This is a genomic window from Mobilisporobacter senegalensis (genome assembly GCF_003752155.1).
Classification (GTDB): domain Bacteria; phylum Bacillota; class Clostridia; order Lachnospirales; family Lachnospiraceae; genus Mobilisporobacter; species Mobilisporobacter senegalensis.
This window is the reverse complement of sequence record NZ_RJVG01000002.1, coordinates 308,053-324,831: the sequence shown is the minus strand read 5'-3', so window position 1 is coordinate 324,831 and position 16,779 is coordinate 308,053. Positions and strand designations below refer to the sequence as shown.

16 protein-coding genes are annotated in these 16,779 nt (G+C 35.8%); 2 read left to right on the top strand and 14 right to left on the bottom strand.

Annotation, left to right across the window (positions count from 1 at the left end; genetic code table 11):
* The first annotated feature begins 248 nt into the window (after positions 1 to 248).
* Complete coding sequence (locus EDD66_RS04265; RefSeq protein WP_123608320.1) at positions 249 to 2,681, top strand: CoA-disulfide reductase; 2,433 nt, start codon at positions 249 to 251, stop codon at positions 2,679 to 2,681.
* Positions 2,682 to 2,887: 206 nt separating this feature from the next.
* Here EDD66_RS04265 and EDD66_RS04260 read toward each other — a convergent pair whose 3' ends face one another.
* The 9 genes from EDD66_RS04260 to EDD66_RS04220 form a co-directional block, all read right to left on the bottom strand.
* Positions 2,888 to 4,123 (bottom strand): peptidase U32 family protein, encoded by a 1,236-nt coding sequence (locus EDD66_RS04260; protein WP_123608319.1) that lies wholly within the window; start codon positions 4,121 to 4,123, stop codon positions 2,888 to 2,890.
* Between the two features lie 3 nt (positions 4,124 to 4,126).
* The gene (locus EDD66_RS04255; protein ID WP_123608318.1) at positions 4,127 to 4,786 is read right to left on the bottom strand and encodes an O-methyltransferase; all 660 of its coding nucleotides are present in this window, start codon (positions 4,784 to 4,786) and stop codon (positions 4,127 to 4,129) included.
* A 136-nt stretch (positions 4,787 to 4,922) separates the two neighbouring features.
* On the bottom strand, positions 4,923 to 5,393 hold the full coding sequence (locus EDD66_RS04250; protein WP_123608317.1) for an endolytic transglycosylase MltG: 471 nt from the start codon (positions 5,391 to 5,393) through the stop codon (positions 4,923 to 4,925).
* A gap of 160 nt (positions 5,394 to 5,553) precedes the next feature.
* Positions 5,554 to 7,290, bottom strand: a complete 1,737-nt coding sequence (locus EDD66_RS04245) for a ribonuclease J (protein ID WP_123608316.1) — start codon at positions 7,288 to 7,290, stop codon at positions 5,554 to 5,556.
* Between the two features lie 24 nt (positions 7,291 to 7,314).
* Positions 7,315 to 7,773 carry a Fur family transcriptional regulator gene (locus EDD66_RS04240; protein WP_123608315.1) on the bottom strand — a complete coding sequence of 153 codons (459 nt, stop codon included), beginning with the start codon at positions 7,771 to 7,773 and terminating at the stop codon, positions 7,315 to 7,317.
* Positions 7,774 to 8,006: 233 nt separating this feature from the next.
* Entirely contained in the window at positions 8,007 to 8,285 is a 279-nt protein-coding gene (locus tag EDD66_RS04235) for a DUF1292 domain-containing protein (protein ID WP_123608314.1), read from the bottom strand.
* Positions 8,286 to 8,296: 11 nt separating this feature from the next.
* Positions 8,297 to 8,731 (bottom strand): Holliday junction resolvase RuvX, encoded by a 435-nt coding sequence (gene ruvX, locus EDD66_RS04230; RefSeq protein ID WP_123608313.1) that lies wholly within the window; start codon positions 8,729 to 8,731, stop codon positions 8,297 to 8,299.
* A 22-nt stretch (positions 8,732 to 8,753) separates the two neighbouring features.
* A complete protein-coding gene (locus tag EDD66_RS04225; protein ID WP_123608312.1) occupies positions 8,754 to 9,017 on the bottom strand; it encodes an IreB family regulatory phosphoprotein in 264 nt (87 codons plus the stop codon).
* 106 nt (positions 9,018 to 9,123) lie between these two features.
* Positions 9,124 to 10,548 (bottom strand): MiaB/RimO family radical SAM methylthiotransferase, encoded by a 1,425-nt coding sequence (locus tag EDD66_RS04220; RefSeq protein ID WP_123608522.1) that lies wholly within the window; start codon positions 10,546 to 10,548, stop codon positions 9,124 to 9,126.
* 258 nt (positions 10,549 to 10,806) lie between these two features.
* On the opposite strand from EDD66_RS04220, the gene EDD66_RS04215 reads away from it, so the two are divergent.
* Positions 10,807 to 11,040 (top strand): HPr family phosphocarrier protein, encoded by a 234-nt coding sequence (locus tag EDD66_RS04215; protein ID WP_123608311.1) that lies wholly within the window; start codon positions 10,807 to 10,809, stop codon positions 11,038 to 11,040.
* Positions 11,041 to 11,375: 335 nt separating this feature from the next.
* On the opposite strand, the gene thiI is transcribed toward EDD66_RS04215, so the two are convergent.
* From thiI to dnaJ, 5 genes are read right to left on the bottom strand one after another with little or no spacing between them, the layout of a single operon-like run.
* Positions 11,376 to 12,554, bottom strand: a complete 1,179-nt coding sequence (gene thiI / locus EDD66_RS04210; RefSeq protein ID WP_123608310.1) for a tRNA uracil 4-sulfurtransferase ThiI — start codon at positions 12,552 to 12,554, stop codon at positions 11,376 to 11,378.
* Between the two features lie 35 nt (positions 12,555 to 12,589).
* Positions 12,590 to 13,756, bottom strand: a complete 1,167-nt coding sequence (locus tag EDD66_RS04205; protein ID WP_123608309.1) for a cysteine desulfurase family protein — start codon at positions 13,754 to 13,756, stop codon at positions 12,590 to 12,592.
* A gap of 36 nt (positions 13,757 to 13,792) precedes the next feature.
* Entirely contained in the window at positions 13,793 to 14,533 is a 741-nt protein-coding gene (locus tag EDD66_RS04200) for a 16S rRNA (uracil(1498)-N(3))-methyltransferase (RefSeq protein WP_123608308.1), read from the bottom strand.
* Between the two features lie 12 nt (positions 14,534 to 14,545).
* Positions 14,546 to 15,499: a 50S ribosomal protein L11 methyltransferase gene (prmA, locus tag EDD66_RS04195; protein ID WP_123608307.1), complete on the bottom strand. Its 954-nt coding sequence runs from the start codon at positions 15,497 to 15,499 to the stop codon at positions 14,546 to 14,548.
* Positions 15,500 to 15,516: 17 nt separating this feature from the next.
* The gene (gene dnaJ / locus EDD66_RS04190; RefSeq protein WP_123608306.1) at positions 15,517 to 16,698 is read right to left on the bottom strand and encodes a molecular chaperone DnaJ; all 1,182 of its coding nucleotides are present in this window, start codon (positions 16,696 to 16,698) and stop codon (positions 15,517 to 15,519) included.
* Positions 16,699 to 16,779 lie beyond the last annotated feature (81 nt).

Here is a 16,779-nt window from a genome sequence, read left to right as displayed (position 1 = left end):
AAAAAAGTAAATAAATTTTCTATAATTCTGTCCAAAATAAGTTAATTCGTTTTTATACTTGTTCCAATTCGGCAAATTATGATTCAATATCAGCAAATGCTTCATATTCCTTTTTGCCAAAATGGCCGGCTGGTCCTTTTGTATTATTTTAATAATATATGCCAATGTGACAAGGTCACAGAATATATTTTTTTTCTCTGGTATGCTATAAAAAAACCGATGATTATAAAAGAAGGGTGGTATTATTTATGAGAAAAGTATTAGTAATTGGGGGTGTAGCCGGCGGTGCTTCTGCTGCTGCCAGACTTCGCAGACTGGATGAACATGCTAATATTATAATGTTTGAACGTGGTGAGTATATTTCCTATGCAAATTGTGGTCTTCCTTATTATATTGGAGGAGATATTAAAGACAGATCCGCACTTACCTTACAGACACCAGAAAGCTTTAAATCCAGATTTAATGTAGATGTGCGTATATTCAATGAAGTTATATCAATAAACCCAAATGATAAAAATGTAGAAGTCAAAGACCATAGAACAGGGAAGATCTATGTTGAAAGTTATGATAAACTTATCCTCTCTCCTGGTGCAGAAGCTGTGAGGCCAAATATTAAAGGTTTTGACAATGCACGTGTGTTCACTTTAAGAAATATCCCTGACACATATCGGATCAAAGATTATATTAATCAGGAAAAACCTAAATCTGCTGTGGTAGTAGGAGGAGGATATATAGGAATTGAAATGGCAGAGAATCTAAAACATGCCGGCCTTGATGTTACCGTTGTAGAATTTGCCGACCATGTAATTGCTCCTCTGGACTTTGACATGGCTTCGGATGTCCACAATCATATTCGTGAAAAAGGGGTTCATTTAATCCTGGGTGACGGAGTAAAAGAAATTACTGACCAGGGAGCTGCTCTTAAAATTACATTAGGAAAACAGGATATCTATGCTGACATGGTAATAATGTCTGTTGGCGTACGTCCTGACAGTACACTTGCTAAAATTGCCGGCTTATCCCTAAATGAGCGTGGTGCAATTATAGTAGACGAACATATGAGAACTTCTGACGATTCCATCTATGCTGTTGGTGATGCAGTGGAAATTACAGATTATATCACAGGGACGAAAGGATATATTCCTCTTGCAGGCCCGGCAAATAAGCAGGGAAGAATCGCAGCGGATAATATATGCGGCATAGAAACAGTTTATAAAGGGACCCAGGGCTCCGGCATATTAAAGTGTTTTGACTTAACGGTAGCAACTACCGGAATCACTGAAAAGCAGGCAAAAACTCTTAACTTAAATTATGAGAAATCTTTTACTTATTCTGCTTCCCATGCATCCTACTATCCCGGAGCAGTAAGTATGTCTATAAAACTGATCTTCCATAAAGATAACGGTAAAATCTTAGGTGCCCAGATCGTGGGATATGAAGGAGTCGATAAACGTCTTGATGTACTTGCAACAGCAATCCGGGCTAATATGACAGTCTACGATTTAACGGAATTAGAACTGGCTTATGCCCCACCATTCTCTTCTGCAAAAGATCCGGTGAATATGGCAGGATATGTGGCTGAGAATATATTAACGGGAAAAACCAGAATATTTCATTTTGATGAGGTCGATAAACTTCCAAGAGATGGAAGTGTAACTCTTTTAGACATTCGTTCTGACATGGAATATGAGAATGGATCCATTGATGGTTTTATGAATATTACCGTAGACGAACTCCGTAAAAACCTGCACAGGTTGGATAAATCCAAACCGGTATATGTGACTTGTCAGATTGGACTTCGTGGGCATACCGCATGCAGGATTCTCTCCCAAAATGGATTTGAATGCTATAATCTCTCCGGTGGTTATCGTCTTTATAATAGTATTTATCATAAAGCAGAACAAAAAGGACAGGAGAATTATAAATTAAACGAAGAAACAATGGTAGTTGCGGCGAACATAACTACCGTAGAGGTAGATGCCTGCGGACTACAGTGTCCCGGCCCTATCATGAAACTGTCCGAAGCAGTTAAGAATGCTTCAGAGGGTGATGTTATTGAAATTAAAACTACAGATCCTGCTTTTGCTGCTGATGTTGAAAGCTGGTGCAAAAGGACCGGCAATACTTTCGGTGGGGTTCATTCCGAAAAAGGAATCTCAAAAGCAATTATTAAAAAGGGCGGCGTGGCAGCATGTGTGAATTATTCTGATGGTAATAATAAAAATATCATCGTCTTCTCAGGGGATCTGGATAAAGCAATCGCTTCCTTTATAATTGCCAACACTGCTGCTTCCATGGGGCGTAAAGTAACTATGTTCTTTACTTTCTGGGGACTAAACATCCTTCGAAAACCAGAGAAAGTCTCTGTGAAGAAGGATATCATAAGTAAAATGTTTGGCGCCATGATGCCACGGGGCTCTAAGAAGTTAGGCCTTTCAAAAATGAATATGGGCGGCATGGGAGCTAAGATGATTCGAATGGTAATGAAAAATAAAAATATCGATGACCTGGAAAGCTTAATAAAAGCCTCTATAGATAACGGAGTGGAATTGATCGCCTGCTCCATGAGCATGGATGTAATGGGAATCACAATGGATGAATTAATTGACGGTGTGAAGATCAGCGGAGCAGCTACCATGCTTGCCAATGGAGAAGAATCGGATATGTCGTTATTTATATAATTTCTCTAAACGATGGATTCCCTCCCACAGATTTTTTAGATGCAATGAATTCCAGCAGAAATGGAGCCGCCCCGCTAAATAATCAGTAGGACGGCTCCATTTTCTATGTATTTTTCACAAAAATAACAGCCCTTGTAGAAAACATTTAAGTTAATAAATACTTTCTACAAGGGCTGCTTATTAAAATGTACTTCTGATATGACTCTCTATTCTTCTGTAATCCTTAAAATATCATACTCTTCTAGCTCTACCCCTAAATCCACAAAGAATTTCTGTTTTGGATGAGGACAGCTCTCCATGGGATTTCCTTCTTCATCAGCCATGGCTTTTACAACTGTCCTGATATTCTCTCCATTGGTTTTCATAATATCTATGGTATCACCTACTGAAAATTTATTTCGTTGTTCTATTTCGTAGAAACCGGCTTCATTCTTACCTTCAATCATCCCCAGATAAATTGCACCTTTTACATAAGTGTTATTGTCGTATATTTGAGATTCACTATCCGTTGGACCAAAGAAGAAACCGGTTGTGAATTGACGATAGGTACAATTTTTAATTTCTTCCTGATAGCGAGGTAAATTCCTGCGATAGAGATTTTCATCTTTGTAGAAGTCATCAATGGCCTGACGATATGTTCTTGCAACTGTTGCTACGTAAAGAGCTGTTTTCATCCTTCCTTCTACTTTAAAACTGTCAATACCCGATTTTACCAGCTCCGGGATAAATTCAATCATACATAAATCCTTGGAATTAAAGATATATGTACCACGATCATTCTCGAATACAGGCATATATTCTCCCGGTCTTGTTTCTTCTACCAGATGGTATTTCCAACGGCATGGATGTGTACATGCTCCTAAATTGGCATCTCTTCCGGTAAAGAAATTACTAAGCAGACAACGCCCGGAATAAGACATGCACATGGCGCCATGAACAAATGTCTCTATCTCTAAATCATCGGAAATATTAGCTCTGATCTCTCCTATCTCTGCAAGGGATAATTCTCTGGCAGTAACAACCCTTGTTGCACCCATTCTCTTCCAGAACAGAAAATCTCTATAATTAGTATTATTGGCCTGTGTACTAATATGAAGATCAATTTCCGGCATTACTTCCCTGGCTATTTCAAAAACACCTGGATCAGCAACAATAACTGCATCTGGTTTTATTTCTTTTAACTCTTTGAAATATTCTTCAACACCCTTTAAATCTCTGTTATGTGCTGTAATATTAGCAGTTACATATACCTTTTTCCCAAACCTGTGAGCGAATTCAATACCCGCTGACATATCTTCTTTTGAGAAATTTTTCGCATTGGCACGCAGCCCAAACATCTCTCCGCCAATATAGATGGCATCTGCTCCATATTTCACCGCTACTTTTAAAACTTCAAGACTACTTGCAGGTATTAATAATTCTGGTTTCTTTTCTATATTCATGACTTACTCCTTAATTCTTGTACTTAATGTTACTCCATCTCCAATGGGAAGTATAATGGTATCCAATTCTTCCATATGGGTCAGGGTATATAGGTATTCTCTCATTCTTGTATGAATCGTTCTATTTCTTCTCGTAACGCCGTATCTGGATTGTACCACGTCGCCATCCTGAAGAACGTTATCTGAAATTAATAATCCTCCTGGTTTTAACAATTTCATAATATCTGGCAGAAAATTGATGTATTGTCCTTTTGCCGCGTCCATAAACATAAAATCATATTGGTTTTTCGGATCCTTTGTAAGATCTTTTAGAATCTTAGCTGCATCACCTTCCAGTAATGTTATTTTTCCCTCTTTCTCCGCCAGTTTTATATTTTCTTTTGCTTTTTCAATACGTCCAGGCATTTTCTCAATTGTAGTTATTCTACACCCGCCAGGCATATATTCACTCATTAAAATAGATGAGAAGCCTACAGCTGCACCAACTTCCAATATATTCTCCGGCTGATGGGAACGAATTAAAAAACGTAATAAAGACTGGGTTGGTTTCTTAATGATTGGTACATAGTCTTTTAATGCCTGTTTCTCAATTATATTAAGTATCTCTGGCCTGTCCGTTTCTAAAGAGCCAATATATGCTGAAATTCTTTCATCACCTATCACTTTAATTTCCTCCAAAGTTAGTATCTGATATAACAAAGAGTTTACCTTAGAAAACTTTTCCAATTTCCATGTAATAAGAAAAGCGAACCCAATGGTCCGCCTTCCCTTATCTTTAACAGATTTGCTAACAAATCAATTATTCATCTTTTTCTATACTAGAATCAGCTCCACTGCTTTTGTTCTTACTTAAAGCATTCTTATCATCTTCTTTATCTTCTAGATTCTTTGATAAATCTGTTATTATACTAATGATTTGTTCATAGCTCATTGAGCTATTCACTAAATAAGTTCCCGGCATAAGATCTTGATTCTTTAACTTCGCCTTAACGAAAAAAGAATATTTATTTTTAATGACACGATTAATTTCAAGTTTACTTGAAACGTTCATAGTTGATTCACCTGATTTAATCTGAATATAGATATCCCTTCCAGGAGCCTGCTCCAGGGATTCATTCCCAAATATCTGATAAGTGAAGTCGTATGCTATCGTACTTAATCTGGTTATTGCATAGATAACAACAACGTAAAATAGAATGTTTAAGAACACATGCAATACAAAGCTTGTAATATTAAGCGCAACTCTTGTCTTTGCGTTTCTTAATGTCATATTATATCCTCCACTCCACTCAATACGAAGATTTCCAGATTCCAAAACCAGAAGACACACTCTTTACGAATGTCTTTTCAAGAGAATCGGCACCATATCATTGTACCATATTATATCATAGATTTTAATCGCATGCATTATCTTTTTTGTAAAATGACCCTTATACTTCCATGATGATTGGAAGTATCATAGGATTTCTCTTCGTTTTCTTCCATAGGTAGTCACTGAGGGAATCTTTAATCTCAGTTTTAATTTTACCCCAATCTGTAATACCTTTATCTAAACACTTGTCCAGAGCACCATTTACCACATATCTTGCTTCATCCATAAGGTTTTCTGATTCCCTTACATATACAAATCCTCTGGAAACGATATCTGGGCCGGCTAACACTTGATTGCTATGTTTTTCTAAAGTAACTACCACGATCAACAGACCATTTTCTGATAAATGCTGTCTGTCACGAAGGACAATGTTTCCAACGTCGCCAACACCTAAACCATCCACCAAAATTCCCTGTGCCTGAACTTTATCCACAATTTGGGCTTTTTCATCTGTTAGTTCCAGTACATCACCGGATGATAATATTTTAATATTATTTTTATCAACACCTAATTTTTCAGCCAGTTCTGCATGTTTTATCAAATGTTTATACTCACCGTGTACCGGGATGGCATATTTAGGTCTGGTTAAAGAATAGATCAGTTTGATCTCTTCCTGGCAGGCATGACCGGATACATGAGTATCCTGATAAATTACTTTCGCACCTTGTCTATATAAATCATTAATTACTTTGTTTACTGATCTTTCATTCCCTGGAATCGGATGTGAGCTAAAGATTACTGTATCTCCTGGTTTAATAGAAATCTTTCTATGTGTAGATGCAGCAATTCTTGATAAAGCTGCCATTGCTTCCCCTTGACTGCCTGTAGTAATTAATACAAGCTGATCATCCGTATAGTTCTTCATCATTTCTGTTTCAATCAGAACATTTTCTGGAACAGTAATATATCCAAGTTCTGAAGCGGTAGACATAATATTTACCATACTTCTGCCTTCAAGAACAACTTTTCTTCCAAATTTCACGGCAGAATTAATAATCTGTTGAACTCTGTCAACATTAGATGCAAACGTTGCGATGATAATCCGATGCAGCTTATTCTCCGCAAAAATATTATCAAATGAGATTCCAACCGAACGTTCTGACATGGTAAATCCAGGTCTTTCTACATTGGTACTATCACACATAAGTGCAAGTACGCCCTTTTTACCCAGTTCTCCAAAACGCTGTAAATCAATTGTCTGTCCAAATACAGGAGTATAATCAATCTTAAAATCCCCTGTATGAACAATAATGCCTGCCGGCGAATAGATTGCCAAAGCTGCAGCATCTGCAATACTATGATTTGTACGTATAAATTCGATACGGAAACAGCCTAAATTAATAGATTGTCCATATTTGATTACTTTTCTTTTCGTTGATTTTAATAAATTATGTTCTTTTAATTTATTTTCAATGATTCCTATTGTTAGCTTGGTTGCATAAACTGGTACATTAATATCCTTTAGCACATATGGCAGTCCACCAATATGATCTTCATGACCATGTGTTATTACGAACCCTTTTACTTTATGGATATTCTCCTTCAGATAAGTTACATCCGGTATTACTAAGTCTATCCCTAACATTTCGTCATCTGGAAATGATAAACCGCAATCTACAACGATAATACTATCTTCGTATTCAAATGCAGTTATATTCATGCCAATTTGTTCTAATCCTCCAAGGGGTATTATTTTAACTCCCTTTTTTACTATTTCTTCTTTTTCTTTTTCTTTCAAAAGATTGCACCTCCAATGGTTATTATGTATTATTTCTTTTCCATATATTAAGTGCATTCATTCTTACATTAGATTTAGTGATTATTCTTGATTTTTTATTATGCAATCCTTGCAATACCCAAATAATTTCACTTCATGGTCTGCCACTTCAAAGCCTGCATTCTCATGAATTCTTTTTTCTAAAGTATCAAGTAAATCATCCTCAAAAGATGAAACCGCGCCGCAATTTAAGCATATCAAATGATGATGGTGATGCGACCTTTGTGGATCTCCCATCTTGCCAATCTCATAACGTACGTAACCATCATCTAAATTAAGCTTATCAATCAGATGTAACTCCGACAACAATTGAATTGTTCGATATACCGTTGCTAGTCCAATATCTGGATACTGCTCTTTCACACAGTCATAGATTTCTTCTACGGTCATATGTTCTCCTGGCCTATCCTGCAGTACCTCAAGTATTGTGACTCTTTGGGTAGTAACTTTCAAACCATTTTGTTTTAATAATATCTTAAATTTTTCTTGATTGTCCGGCACCTAAATCACCTTTTTCTTTATTTGTTTTCTAAATCCAATCTAATATTAATGCATTTAAATTCTTTATTATATTGTTACAGTCTGGCCATGGAAATCTTTAATAAATCTGCTGGAAAAGCCTGCTTTTCAATACAGATCTGATTGAAGATTCATATGGCGTTCTGCCAAAGCGAGATATGCTGAAACAAATCTGGCTTGTAGCTGAACTGTAGCAAAATTTTTTATCTTTCTATCTATTCTAACTCAATATCAACATCGTCTAATAATTCAACAAAAATCTTAGAGATGGATAATATTTCTTCTTCATTCTCTACTACATCATATATAGTCTCTTTATTATCTACTATTGCTTTTTCTTTTAAAATTAATGCATTTGCCTCATCTTCTTCATTATCTGAATCAGCAACTAACAAATAATTTATACCATTAATCATAGTCTGCTCTAATACATAGAATTCAACCTCTTCGCTATCGTCGTTCGTGAATACTATTCGCTCTAGTTTTTCTGACATTTGTATTCTCCTTAAGTTCCCTTTTTCATACTCTGCATATCCAGATATCCCTGTAATATAAATACTGCGGCTACTTTATCCACAACTTTTTCTCTGTCACTTCTACGAACATTCCCTTCGATTAGGGCATTATGAGCTGCTACGGTAGTTAATCTTTCATCCCATAATACAACTTCTAATCCGGTTCTTCTTCTTAACGTATCAGCAAATTCTTCTGACTTTTCAGCACGTTCTCCAATAGTATTATTCATATTCTTAGGGAAACCAAGAATAATCAATTCTACATCATATTCTACAATTAATTCCTCAATCCTTGCCAATGTCTGACGTAGTTTATTCTCCTGTTTTCTTCGTATTACTTCAATTCCCTGCGCAGTAAGATGCAGTTCATCACTGATTGCAACTCCAACCGTGACAGAACCATAATCTAAACCCATTATTCTCATTCATGTACCTCTATCTGTGGTATTACTTTCTAAGATTTCTTCCTATATAATCTTCTAATAATTCTTCAATTATTTCATCACGTTCAACCTTCATGATTAAACTTCTCGCACCCTTATGGCTTGTAATGTATGTGGGATCGCCTGACATAACATACCCAACTATCTGATTCACAGGATTGTATCCCTTTTCTGTCAGTGCAACATATACCGATGCTATAATATCTTTTACTTCAATTTCAGGTTCTTTTTGAACTTTAAAAAATTGAGTATTGTTAACTTCTTGCATTTTCTCACGTCCTTTTATATATAAATATGTTTCTATTATTTTAACCGAAAATTAAGTTCCACTTTATTACTGAGTAATTATATATTAATATAAATTGGTAGAAAATTCAATCTATTATTTTACAAAACAAGATTTCGTCTGTTAAATCACCTGTTATCTTACCTTGTACAATCTCATTCACATAGTTTTTCTTGCTGGAAAATGCGATTTTAAGATAACGCTCATTATGACCAACTTGATATTTTTCTCCATCTATCTCTATTTCTTCTTCGACGAGTATCTTCTCTATTCTATCCATAAAATGCTGTTTATATTCCTTATTTAATCTTGCTCCTATCTCAATTAACTGATTACTTCTCTCCTGCTTAACTGATTCCTGTACCTGATCCGGCATAGTTTCCGCTTTGGTTCCTTTTCGTTTGGAATATTTGAAAATATGCATCTGAGCAAATGAAACCTGTTTCACAAATTCCTTACTTTCATCAAATTCTTCTTTGGTTTCTCCGGGAAAACCTACAATGACATCTGTTGTAATTGCCGGATTTTCAAAATGTCTTCTTAATAATTCACATTTTTCATAGTATTCTTCAGCAGTATATCTCCGATTCATACGTTTTAATGTTCCATTGCTTCCACTTTGCAAAGACAAATGAAAATGTGGACAAAACTTTTTATTCTTTGCCAATGAGCCTGCAAATTCTTCTGTGATAATTCTTGGTTCTAATGAGCCAAGCCGGATTCTTTCAACCCCATCAATATTACTAATATCTATAATTAATTGTAAAAGTTCTTTATTATGATATTCTTTTCTATTTGCCTGATAATCAACACCAGTAATATTCTCATCTTCTATCTTGATCTGGGCAAAAGCCTCCTGTTTTCTAAAATCAATACCATAGGATGACAGGTGTATTCCAGTCAGAACTACTTCTTTATATCCTTTATCTGCAACTCTTACCACTTCTTCAATTACATCTTCTGCTTTTCTGCTTCTTACTCTTCCCCTTGCATAAGGAATAATACAGTACGAACAGAATTGATTGCAGCCGTCTTGGATCTTGATATAAGCTCTTGTCTTCTCACCTACCGATTCAATAGTAAGCTCTTCATATTCCTGCTCCTGATTAATATTAATGACCGCTTCATTCTCACTTCCATCATTCATATAATTTTCAACAATGGAAACGATATTTTTCTTTTGATTATTCCCAACTACGATATCAATTGCTTCATCTATTTCAAGAGTTTCCTTGGATGCCTGTGCATAGCATCCGACTGCTACTACGATACCATCTGGATTATTTTTCTTTGCCTTATGCAGCATCTGACGTGATTTACGATCTGCAATATTAGTTACAGTACAGGTATTTATTACATATATAGAGGCTTTTTCGCTAAATTCGGTAATCCTGTAACCAGCTTCCTGGAATAGTTTTTCCATTCCATCTGTTTCATAAGAGTTTACCTTACATCCTAATGTTAGAAATGCAACACTTCTTTCCTGCATTTCATTCCTATTCTTAATTGTCATACTTAGTCCTTTCATAATTTGTTAACATGACTCGAGCGGACATGCTCCCAGTCCATCTGAGTCTCAAATCAATAGTGAACGTGCTTTCACTCTTATTACACAATAATCAACAAAGAAATTGTACAAACTTTGTTCAAGTGGCTGAGACAGTCAATTTTATCATTGTAATATCAACCTTTTTTTATATACTTTGTATATTGACTTTTAAGATGGCAAAATGTAGTATATACCTATATATAATAAAAAGGAGGGCTTACAATGAAAACAGTTAAAATATCTTTAAATTCAATTGATAAGGTTAAAGCATTTGTAAATGAAGTAACAAAATTTGATACTGATTTTGATTTGGTTTCTGGAAGATATGTAATTGATGCAAAATCAATTATGGGCATCTTTAGTTTAGATCTATCAAAACCTATCGATTTAAATATTCATACAGAGGACGATGCAGAAAGAATTCTTTCTGCTTTACAACCTTTTATCGTTGACTAATCATTGCGATGATAATGATTTAAGTACCAGATTAATCGCGAAGGTAACGAGTTAAGTGCCAGAATAATTGTGTGAATTCCATGCTTGCATGAGAATTCATGCAGCTATTCTGGCTTTTTGCGACTACCCGGGGTAATTGGGAAACGCCTAACTGTGTCTATGATTGTTCCAACGTGTTCTTTGTCTGTCGTTACTGTTTCCCCCAATTGTTTGTACATCACATACAATGTGTCTTGTATGTGTAAGTCAGACAATTGGGGGGAAACTGTAGTAGACAGCCTAAGAACATGGGAACATCATTAGACACAAAAAGAGTTTCCTAATTACCTGATATTTTAATCTACATGTATGGTTTCTACTGTATTCAGAGCAACTTTAACCAATTCTTCTATCTTTTCTTCCAATGCTTTCTCAGAATACTTGATCACTTTAAGACTTGGTTTTGTTACAGGATGTTTTGCTACAAAGATCGTACAACAATCTTCATAAGGCTGGATCGAAGTTTCATAAGTATTAATCTTTTCCGCCAGATTCACAATATCTTGTTTGTCAAAACCAATCACCGGTCGATATACAGGAAGAGTACATACTTCATTGGTTGCAGCAAGACTTTGCAATGTCTGGCTTGCTACTTGTCCAATACTCTCTCCCGTAATAAGTCCAAGGCAATTATTCTCTAATGCAATATGTTCTGCGATTTTCATCATATATCTTCTCATAATAATCGTTAATTCTTCATGAGGGCATTTCTCATAAATATATAATTGGATATCTGTGAAATTAACAATATGAAGGTTAATCGGTCCTGCATATTTTGATACCAGTCTTGCAAGATCCACCACTTTTTGCTTCGCACGTTCACTGGTATACGGTGGTGCATGGAAGTAAGTAGCATCGATTCTCACACCTCTTTTTGCAATCATGTAACCTGCTACAGGACTGTCAATTCCTCCCGAAAGTAATAACATCGCCTTTCCATTGGTACCAATTGGCATTCCACCAGGACCTGGAATTACTTTAGAGAATACATAAGCTTTGTTGCGGATCTCAACATGTAACATAACTTCCGGGTTATGAACATCTACCTTTAATTCATGAAAGCGATCTAATAAATATTCTCCCATGTCCATGCAGATTTCCGGAGAAGTTTTAGGATATCGTTTGTCCCCTCTTTTAGCTGCTACCTTAAAGGTAAAGTTCTTGGAAGGATATTCTGCATCCACATAATCTCCAACCGCTTTACTTAATGCTTCCCAGTTATTATCTTCAATAACAACTACCGGACAGATTCCAGTCACGCCAAATACTCTCTGCAATGCTTCTACTGTTTCATCAAAATCATAATCAGTCATAGCTTCCACAAAAATTCTACCTTGTTCTTTTGATACATGGAAAGTTCCTTCCACCCATCTAAGTGCAAATTTCACCTGATCTTTAAGCGCATTTTCAAAAATAAAACGATTCTTTCCTTTAATTCCAATCTCTGCATACTTGATTAGGAATGCTTTATACATAGGTTGTTCCTCCTGAACTTTTCATTGTTTATGAACTAGTGCCTTGAATATCTTCTCAGTACGGGAATGACTTCTTTTAACGTAGATAAAGTGTATTCAATCTCTTCTAATGTTGTATTAATAGAAAAACTAAAACGAATGGTGGAATCTAATAATTCTTTCTTAATCCCAATTGCTTTTAAAGTCCCGCTAAGTTGTGGATGATTGGAAGCACATGCAGAACCGGCAGATACATAAATGTTATTCTCTTCTAGAGTATGAAGCAGAACTTCACTCCGGATTCCCCCAAAGCTCACACTAATAATATGTGGTGCCGTATCTGTCAGTTCTTCATTGTCTGTGATTCCATTTATAATAATATCCTCAATTTCTTTTACACCTTGGATAAATATCTTCTTTAGTCCATATAATTTCTTTATTTTTAACTCATGATCCATATATATTTCTTTCACGGCAACACCAAGTCCGGCAATTCCAGGAACATTCTCTGTTCCGGATCTCATCCCTTTTTGCTGTCCGCCACCAAAAAGGATCGGTTTCATTTTTACTTTGTCCCTTATATATAATGCTCCAATTCCTTTCGGACCATGTATCTTATGTCCACTTATTGAAAGTAGGTCAATACCCATTTTCTTTGGAAATATGCGATACTTTCCATATGCCTGGATCCCATCTACATGGAAAATAACCTTTGGATTTTTTCCTTTGATTAATTTAGCTATCTGGGCAATGTCCTGTACGGATCCAATCTCATTGTTAACATACATAATAGAAACAAGGATCGTCTCCTCACAAATTTCATTCAATAATGCATCTATCTCAACTTTACCATATTTGTCTACCGGAAGATAGCTGATCCGAAATCCTGTCTCTTCTAAAAACGATAATGGATTATGTATGGAAGGATGCTCAATTCTTGTGGTTATGATATGATTCCCCGATCTTTTATAGGCCATTGCTGCACCTATCAATGCCATATTATTAGATTCTGTCCCTCCGGAAGTGAATACGATTTCTTTTGGATCTGCTTTTAAACTATCTGCAATAATATTCTTGGCTTCTATAATATATTTTTCCGCATCTACACCTTTTTGATGCATAGAAGATGGATTCCCATAATCCTCACAAAGTACTTTTACTATAACATCTTTTACGGATTCTAAAGTTTTTGTAGTCGCTCCGTTATCTAAATATGCTTCCATCACACACCTCCAGTCATCAAAAAAGGTAGGTGCATCCTACCTTTCCAGTTCAAACATTATAATTGATAAAATCGCAAGTCCTGCTGTTTCTGTTCTTAAAATCCTTCTTCCAAGTGTAACAGGTTTTATATCTCTATTAAATGCCATATCAATCTCTGATTCTTCAAAACCACCTTCCGGTCCTATGAAGATTCCAAGGGATTGTTTTCCTTTCGCACTTTTTACAATATCTCTTGTTTTATCTATATCTTCTGCTTTTTCATAAGGTATTACATTATATTCTAACTTACTGGCAAAATCAATTGCTTCCTTATATGTCATCACCTCTGACACACGGGGAATAATTCCTCTTCCCGACTGTTTTGCAGCACTGGTAGATATACTTTGCCATCTTTCAAGCTTCTTAAGTTCTTTCTTCTTCTCATCAAGTTTTACAATAGATCTTTTTGTAACCACCGGAATAATCTCGTATACTCCAAGTTCCACTGCTTTTTGAATAATTAATTCCATTTTATCTTTCTTTGGCAGCCCCTGAAAAAGATAAATCTTTGTTTGAAGTTCTGCATCTGTATCCTGTTCAGACATAATGTCTGCAATCACTTCATTACTTGATATCTGATTTATTATACAATAAAAGTCTTTTCCTTGTCCATTACAAATTATAATTTCATCATCAATCTTCATGCGGAGAACATTTCTAATATGATTTACATCCTGACCTGTAATAACTATCTCTTTTCCATGAATTTGATCATTTTCTACATAAAAACGATGCATACATTTGTTCTCCTAGCACTTTGCAATAATGGAAACCCATTCACCCATTTCATTTATTTCAACAATTTCAAATCCATTGGATAAAATAGCTTCTTTTACTTCTTCTTTCTTCGTATTAATAATTCCAGACGTAATAAACAGGCCTTCTGGTTTCATATGTTGTTTGATCATACCAGATAAAGGTATAATTACATCAGCCAAAATATTGGCAACTACAATATCATACTCTTCTAATCCTGTTCTTTCCTGTACCTTCCCATCATCAATAATATTACCACTGATAATAGTAAAATCATCTTTTGAAATACTATTCACTTTTGCATTCTCGTAAGTAGCCTCTATTGCATTGGGATCAATATCAATTCCTAAAGCTGATTTTGCACCTAATTTTAGGGCAATAATAGACAGGATTCCACTGCCGCAGCCCACATCTAAAATCTTAGATGTGTTATTCAGATATTTCCTAAGACCAAGAATACATAATTTGGTTGTTTCATGAGCTCCTGTACCAAATGCAGTACCAGGATCAATTTCAATCACCAAATCATCCTCCCTTACTTCGTCTAAAGATTCCCAGGTAGGCTTTATGATTATGTTGTCATCCACGCGGAATGGTTTAAAAAATTCTTTCCAATTATTGATCCAGTCTGTGTCTTCTGTTTCAGATGTGGAGATCGTTCCTTCTCCTATATCCACATATTCTGATAATTCATCCAATCCTTTTACAACTTTTTCGATTGTTTTCCCTAAATTTGCTGTATCTTCAATATAGAAACTTAATGTGGCTGTTCCGTCATCAGGATCTAATTCTGGTAATATGTCAATAAACATTTCTTTCTTCTCTTCTTCAGTAATTGAAATATTATCCTCTATCTGCATTCCTTCAATTCCAAAATCACTTAGCATATTACTAACCAAATCAACTGCTTCTGTTGTTGTTCTTAAAGATAATTTTGTCCACTTCAAGTCTCCATTCTCCTCTCTTATTCAAAAAGTTCGTTTATTTTATCCTTAAGATTCTTTTTCTTGCCTTTTTCTTTTACTGGCTCTGAAGCTTCTCCAAATTCCCCTTTACTTCCTGTCATAGCTTCATCAAATTTCTTAAGTAATTCTTTTTGTTCTGTATTCAGATTGGTTGGCACTTGGACAACTAATGTAACGTAATGATCTCCTCGTACTTGTTTGTTGCGCAGAGTAGGGACCCCTTTGCCTTTTAATCTTACTTTCGTATCTGTCTGGGTTCCTGGTTTTACAGTATATATTACATCTCCATCTACCGTATTTATTCTCACATCTCCGCCCAAAGCAGCTTTTGCATAGGAAATCGGAGCTGTTGAGAAAATATCATACTCCTGACGTTGGAAGATTGGATGTCTGCTTACAGAAACTTCTACAAGTAAATCTCCTCGCTCGCCTCCATTGATGCCAGGTTCTCCTTTATCACGAATACGAATACTTTGACCATTATCAATACCAGCCGGTACAGATACTTTGATCTTCTTTTTCTTTGTAATATATCCTGAACCATAGCAATCTGCACATTTATCTTTAATTGTCTTACCTGTTCCATGACAATCCGGACATGTCTGAACATTACGGACCATTCCGAATAAAGATTGTTGTGTATAAACAACCTGCCCTTTCCCTCCGCACTTTTCACAAGTATGTGGCTGGGTACCCGGTTTTGCACCTGTTCCATGACAAGTATCACATTCGTCTTTCAGATTCAGTTCAAGTTCTTTCTCACAGCCAAAAACTGCTTCATCAAATGTAATCCGGATTCCGGTTCTTAAATTTTGGCCCTTCATAGGTCCATTACTTGCTCTTCTTGATGATCTTCCTCCACCAAATAAATCGCCAAAGATATCACCAAAAATATCGCTCATATCACCCATACCGCTGAAGTCAAAACCGCCGGCTCCTCCAGCTCCTCCCTCAAATGCAGCATGACCGAACTGATCATATTGTCTGCGTTTATCCGGATCGCTAAGTACAGCATAAGCCTCTGATGCTTCTTTAAACTTGATTTCTGCTTCTTTATCCCCTGGGTTAGTATCAGGATGGTATTGTTTTGCCAATTTTCTATATGCTCTTTTCAGTTCTCCGTCATCCGCAGATTTGGAAACTCCAAGCACTTCGTAATAATCTCTTTTACTCTCTGCCATCTTTATACTCCTTCCTTGTCTCATCACAATTTATTTCAATTACTATGTTAAAATCACACAAATGTATTATTCTCATTATAG

Coding starts and splice junctions, on each gene's coding strand:
- EDD66_RS04265 (WP_123608320.1), top strand. CDS start 249: ATGAGAAAAGTATTAGTAATTGGGGGTGTAGCCGGCGGTGCTTCTGCT.
- EDD66_RS04260 (WP_123608319.1), bottom strand. CDS start 4,123: ATGAATATAGAAAAGAAACCAGAATTATTAATACCTGCAAGTAGTCTT.
- EDD66_RS04250 (WP_123608317.1), bottom strand. CDS start 5,393: ATGACATTAAGAAACGCAAAGACAAGAGTTGCGCTTAATATTACAAGC.
- EDD66_RS04245 (WP_123608316.1), bottom strand. CDS start 7,290: ATGCACTTAATATATGGAAAAGAAATAATACATAATAACCATTGGAGG.
- EDD66_RS04235 (WP_123608314.1), bottom strand. CDS start 8,285: ATGTCAGAAAAACTAGAGCGAATAGTATTCACGAACGACGATAGCGAA.
- ruvX (WP_123608313.1), bottom strand. CDS start 8,731: ATGAGAATAATGGGTTTAGATTATGGTTCTGTCACGGTTGGAGTTGCA.
- EDD66_RS04225 (WP_123608312.1), bottom strand. CDS start 9,017: ATGCAAGAAGTTAACAATACTCAATTTTTTAAAGTTCAAAAAGAACCT.
- EDD66_RS04220 (WP_123608522.1), bottom strand. CDS start 10,548: ATGACAATTAAGAATAGGAATGAAATGCAGGAAAGAAGTGTTGCATTT.
- EDD66_RS04215 (WP_123608311.1), top strand. CDS start 10,807: ATGAAAACAGTTAAAATATCTTTAAATTCAATTGATAAGGTTAAAGCA.
- thiI (WP_123608310.1), bottom strand. CDS start 12,554: ATGTATAAAGCATTCCTAATCAAGTATGCAGAGATTGGAATTAAAGGA.
- EDD66_RS04205 (WP_123608309.1), bottom strand. CDS start 13,756: ATGGAAGCATATTTAGATAACGGAGCGACTACAAAAACTTTAGAATCC.
- EDD66_RS04200 (WP_123608308.1), bottom strand. CDS start 14,533: ATGCATCGTTTTTATGTAGAAAATGATCAAATTCATGGAAAAGAGATA.
- dnaJ (WP_123608306.1), bottom strand. CDS start 16,698: ATGGCAGAGAGTAAAAGAGATTATTACGAAGTGCTTGGAGTTTCCAAA.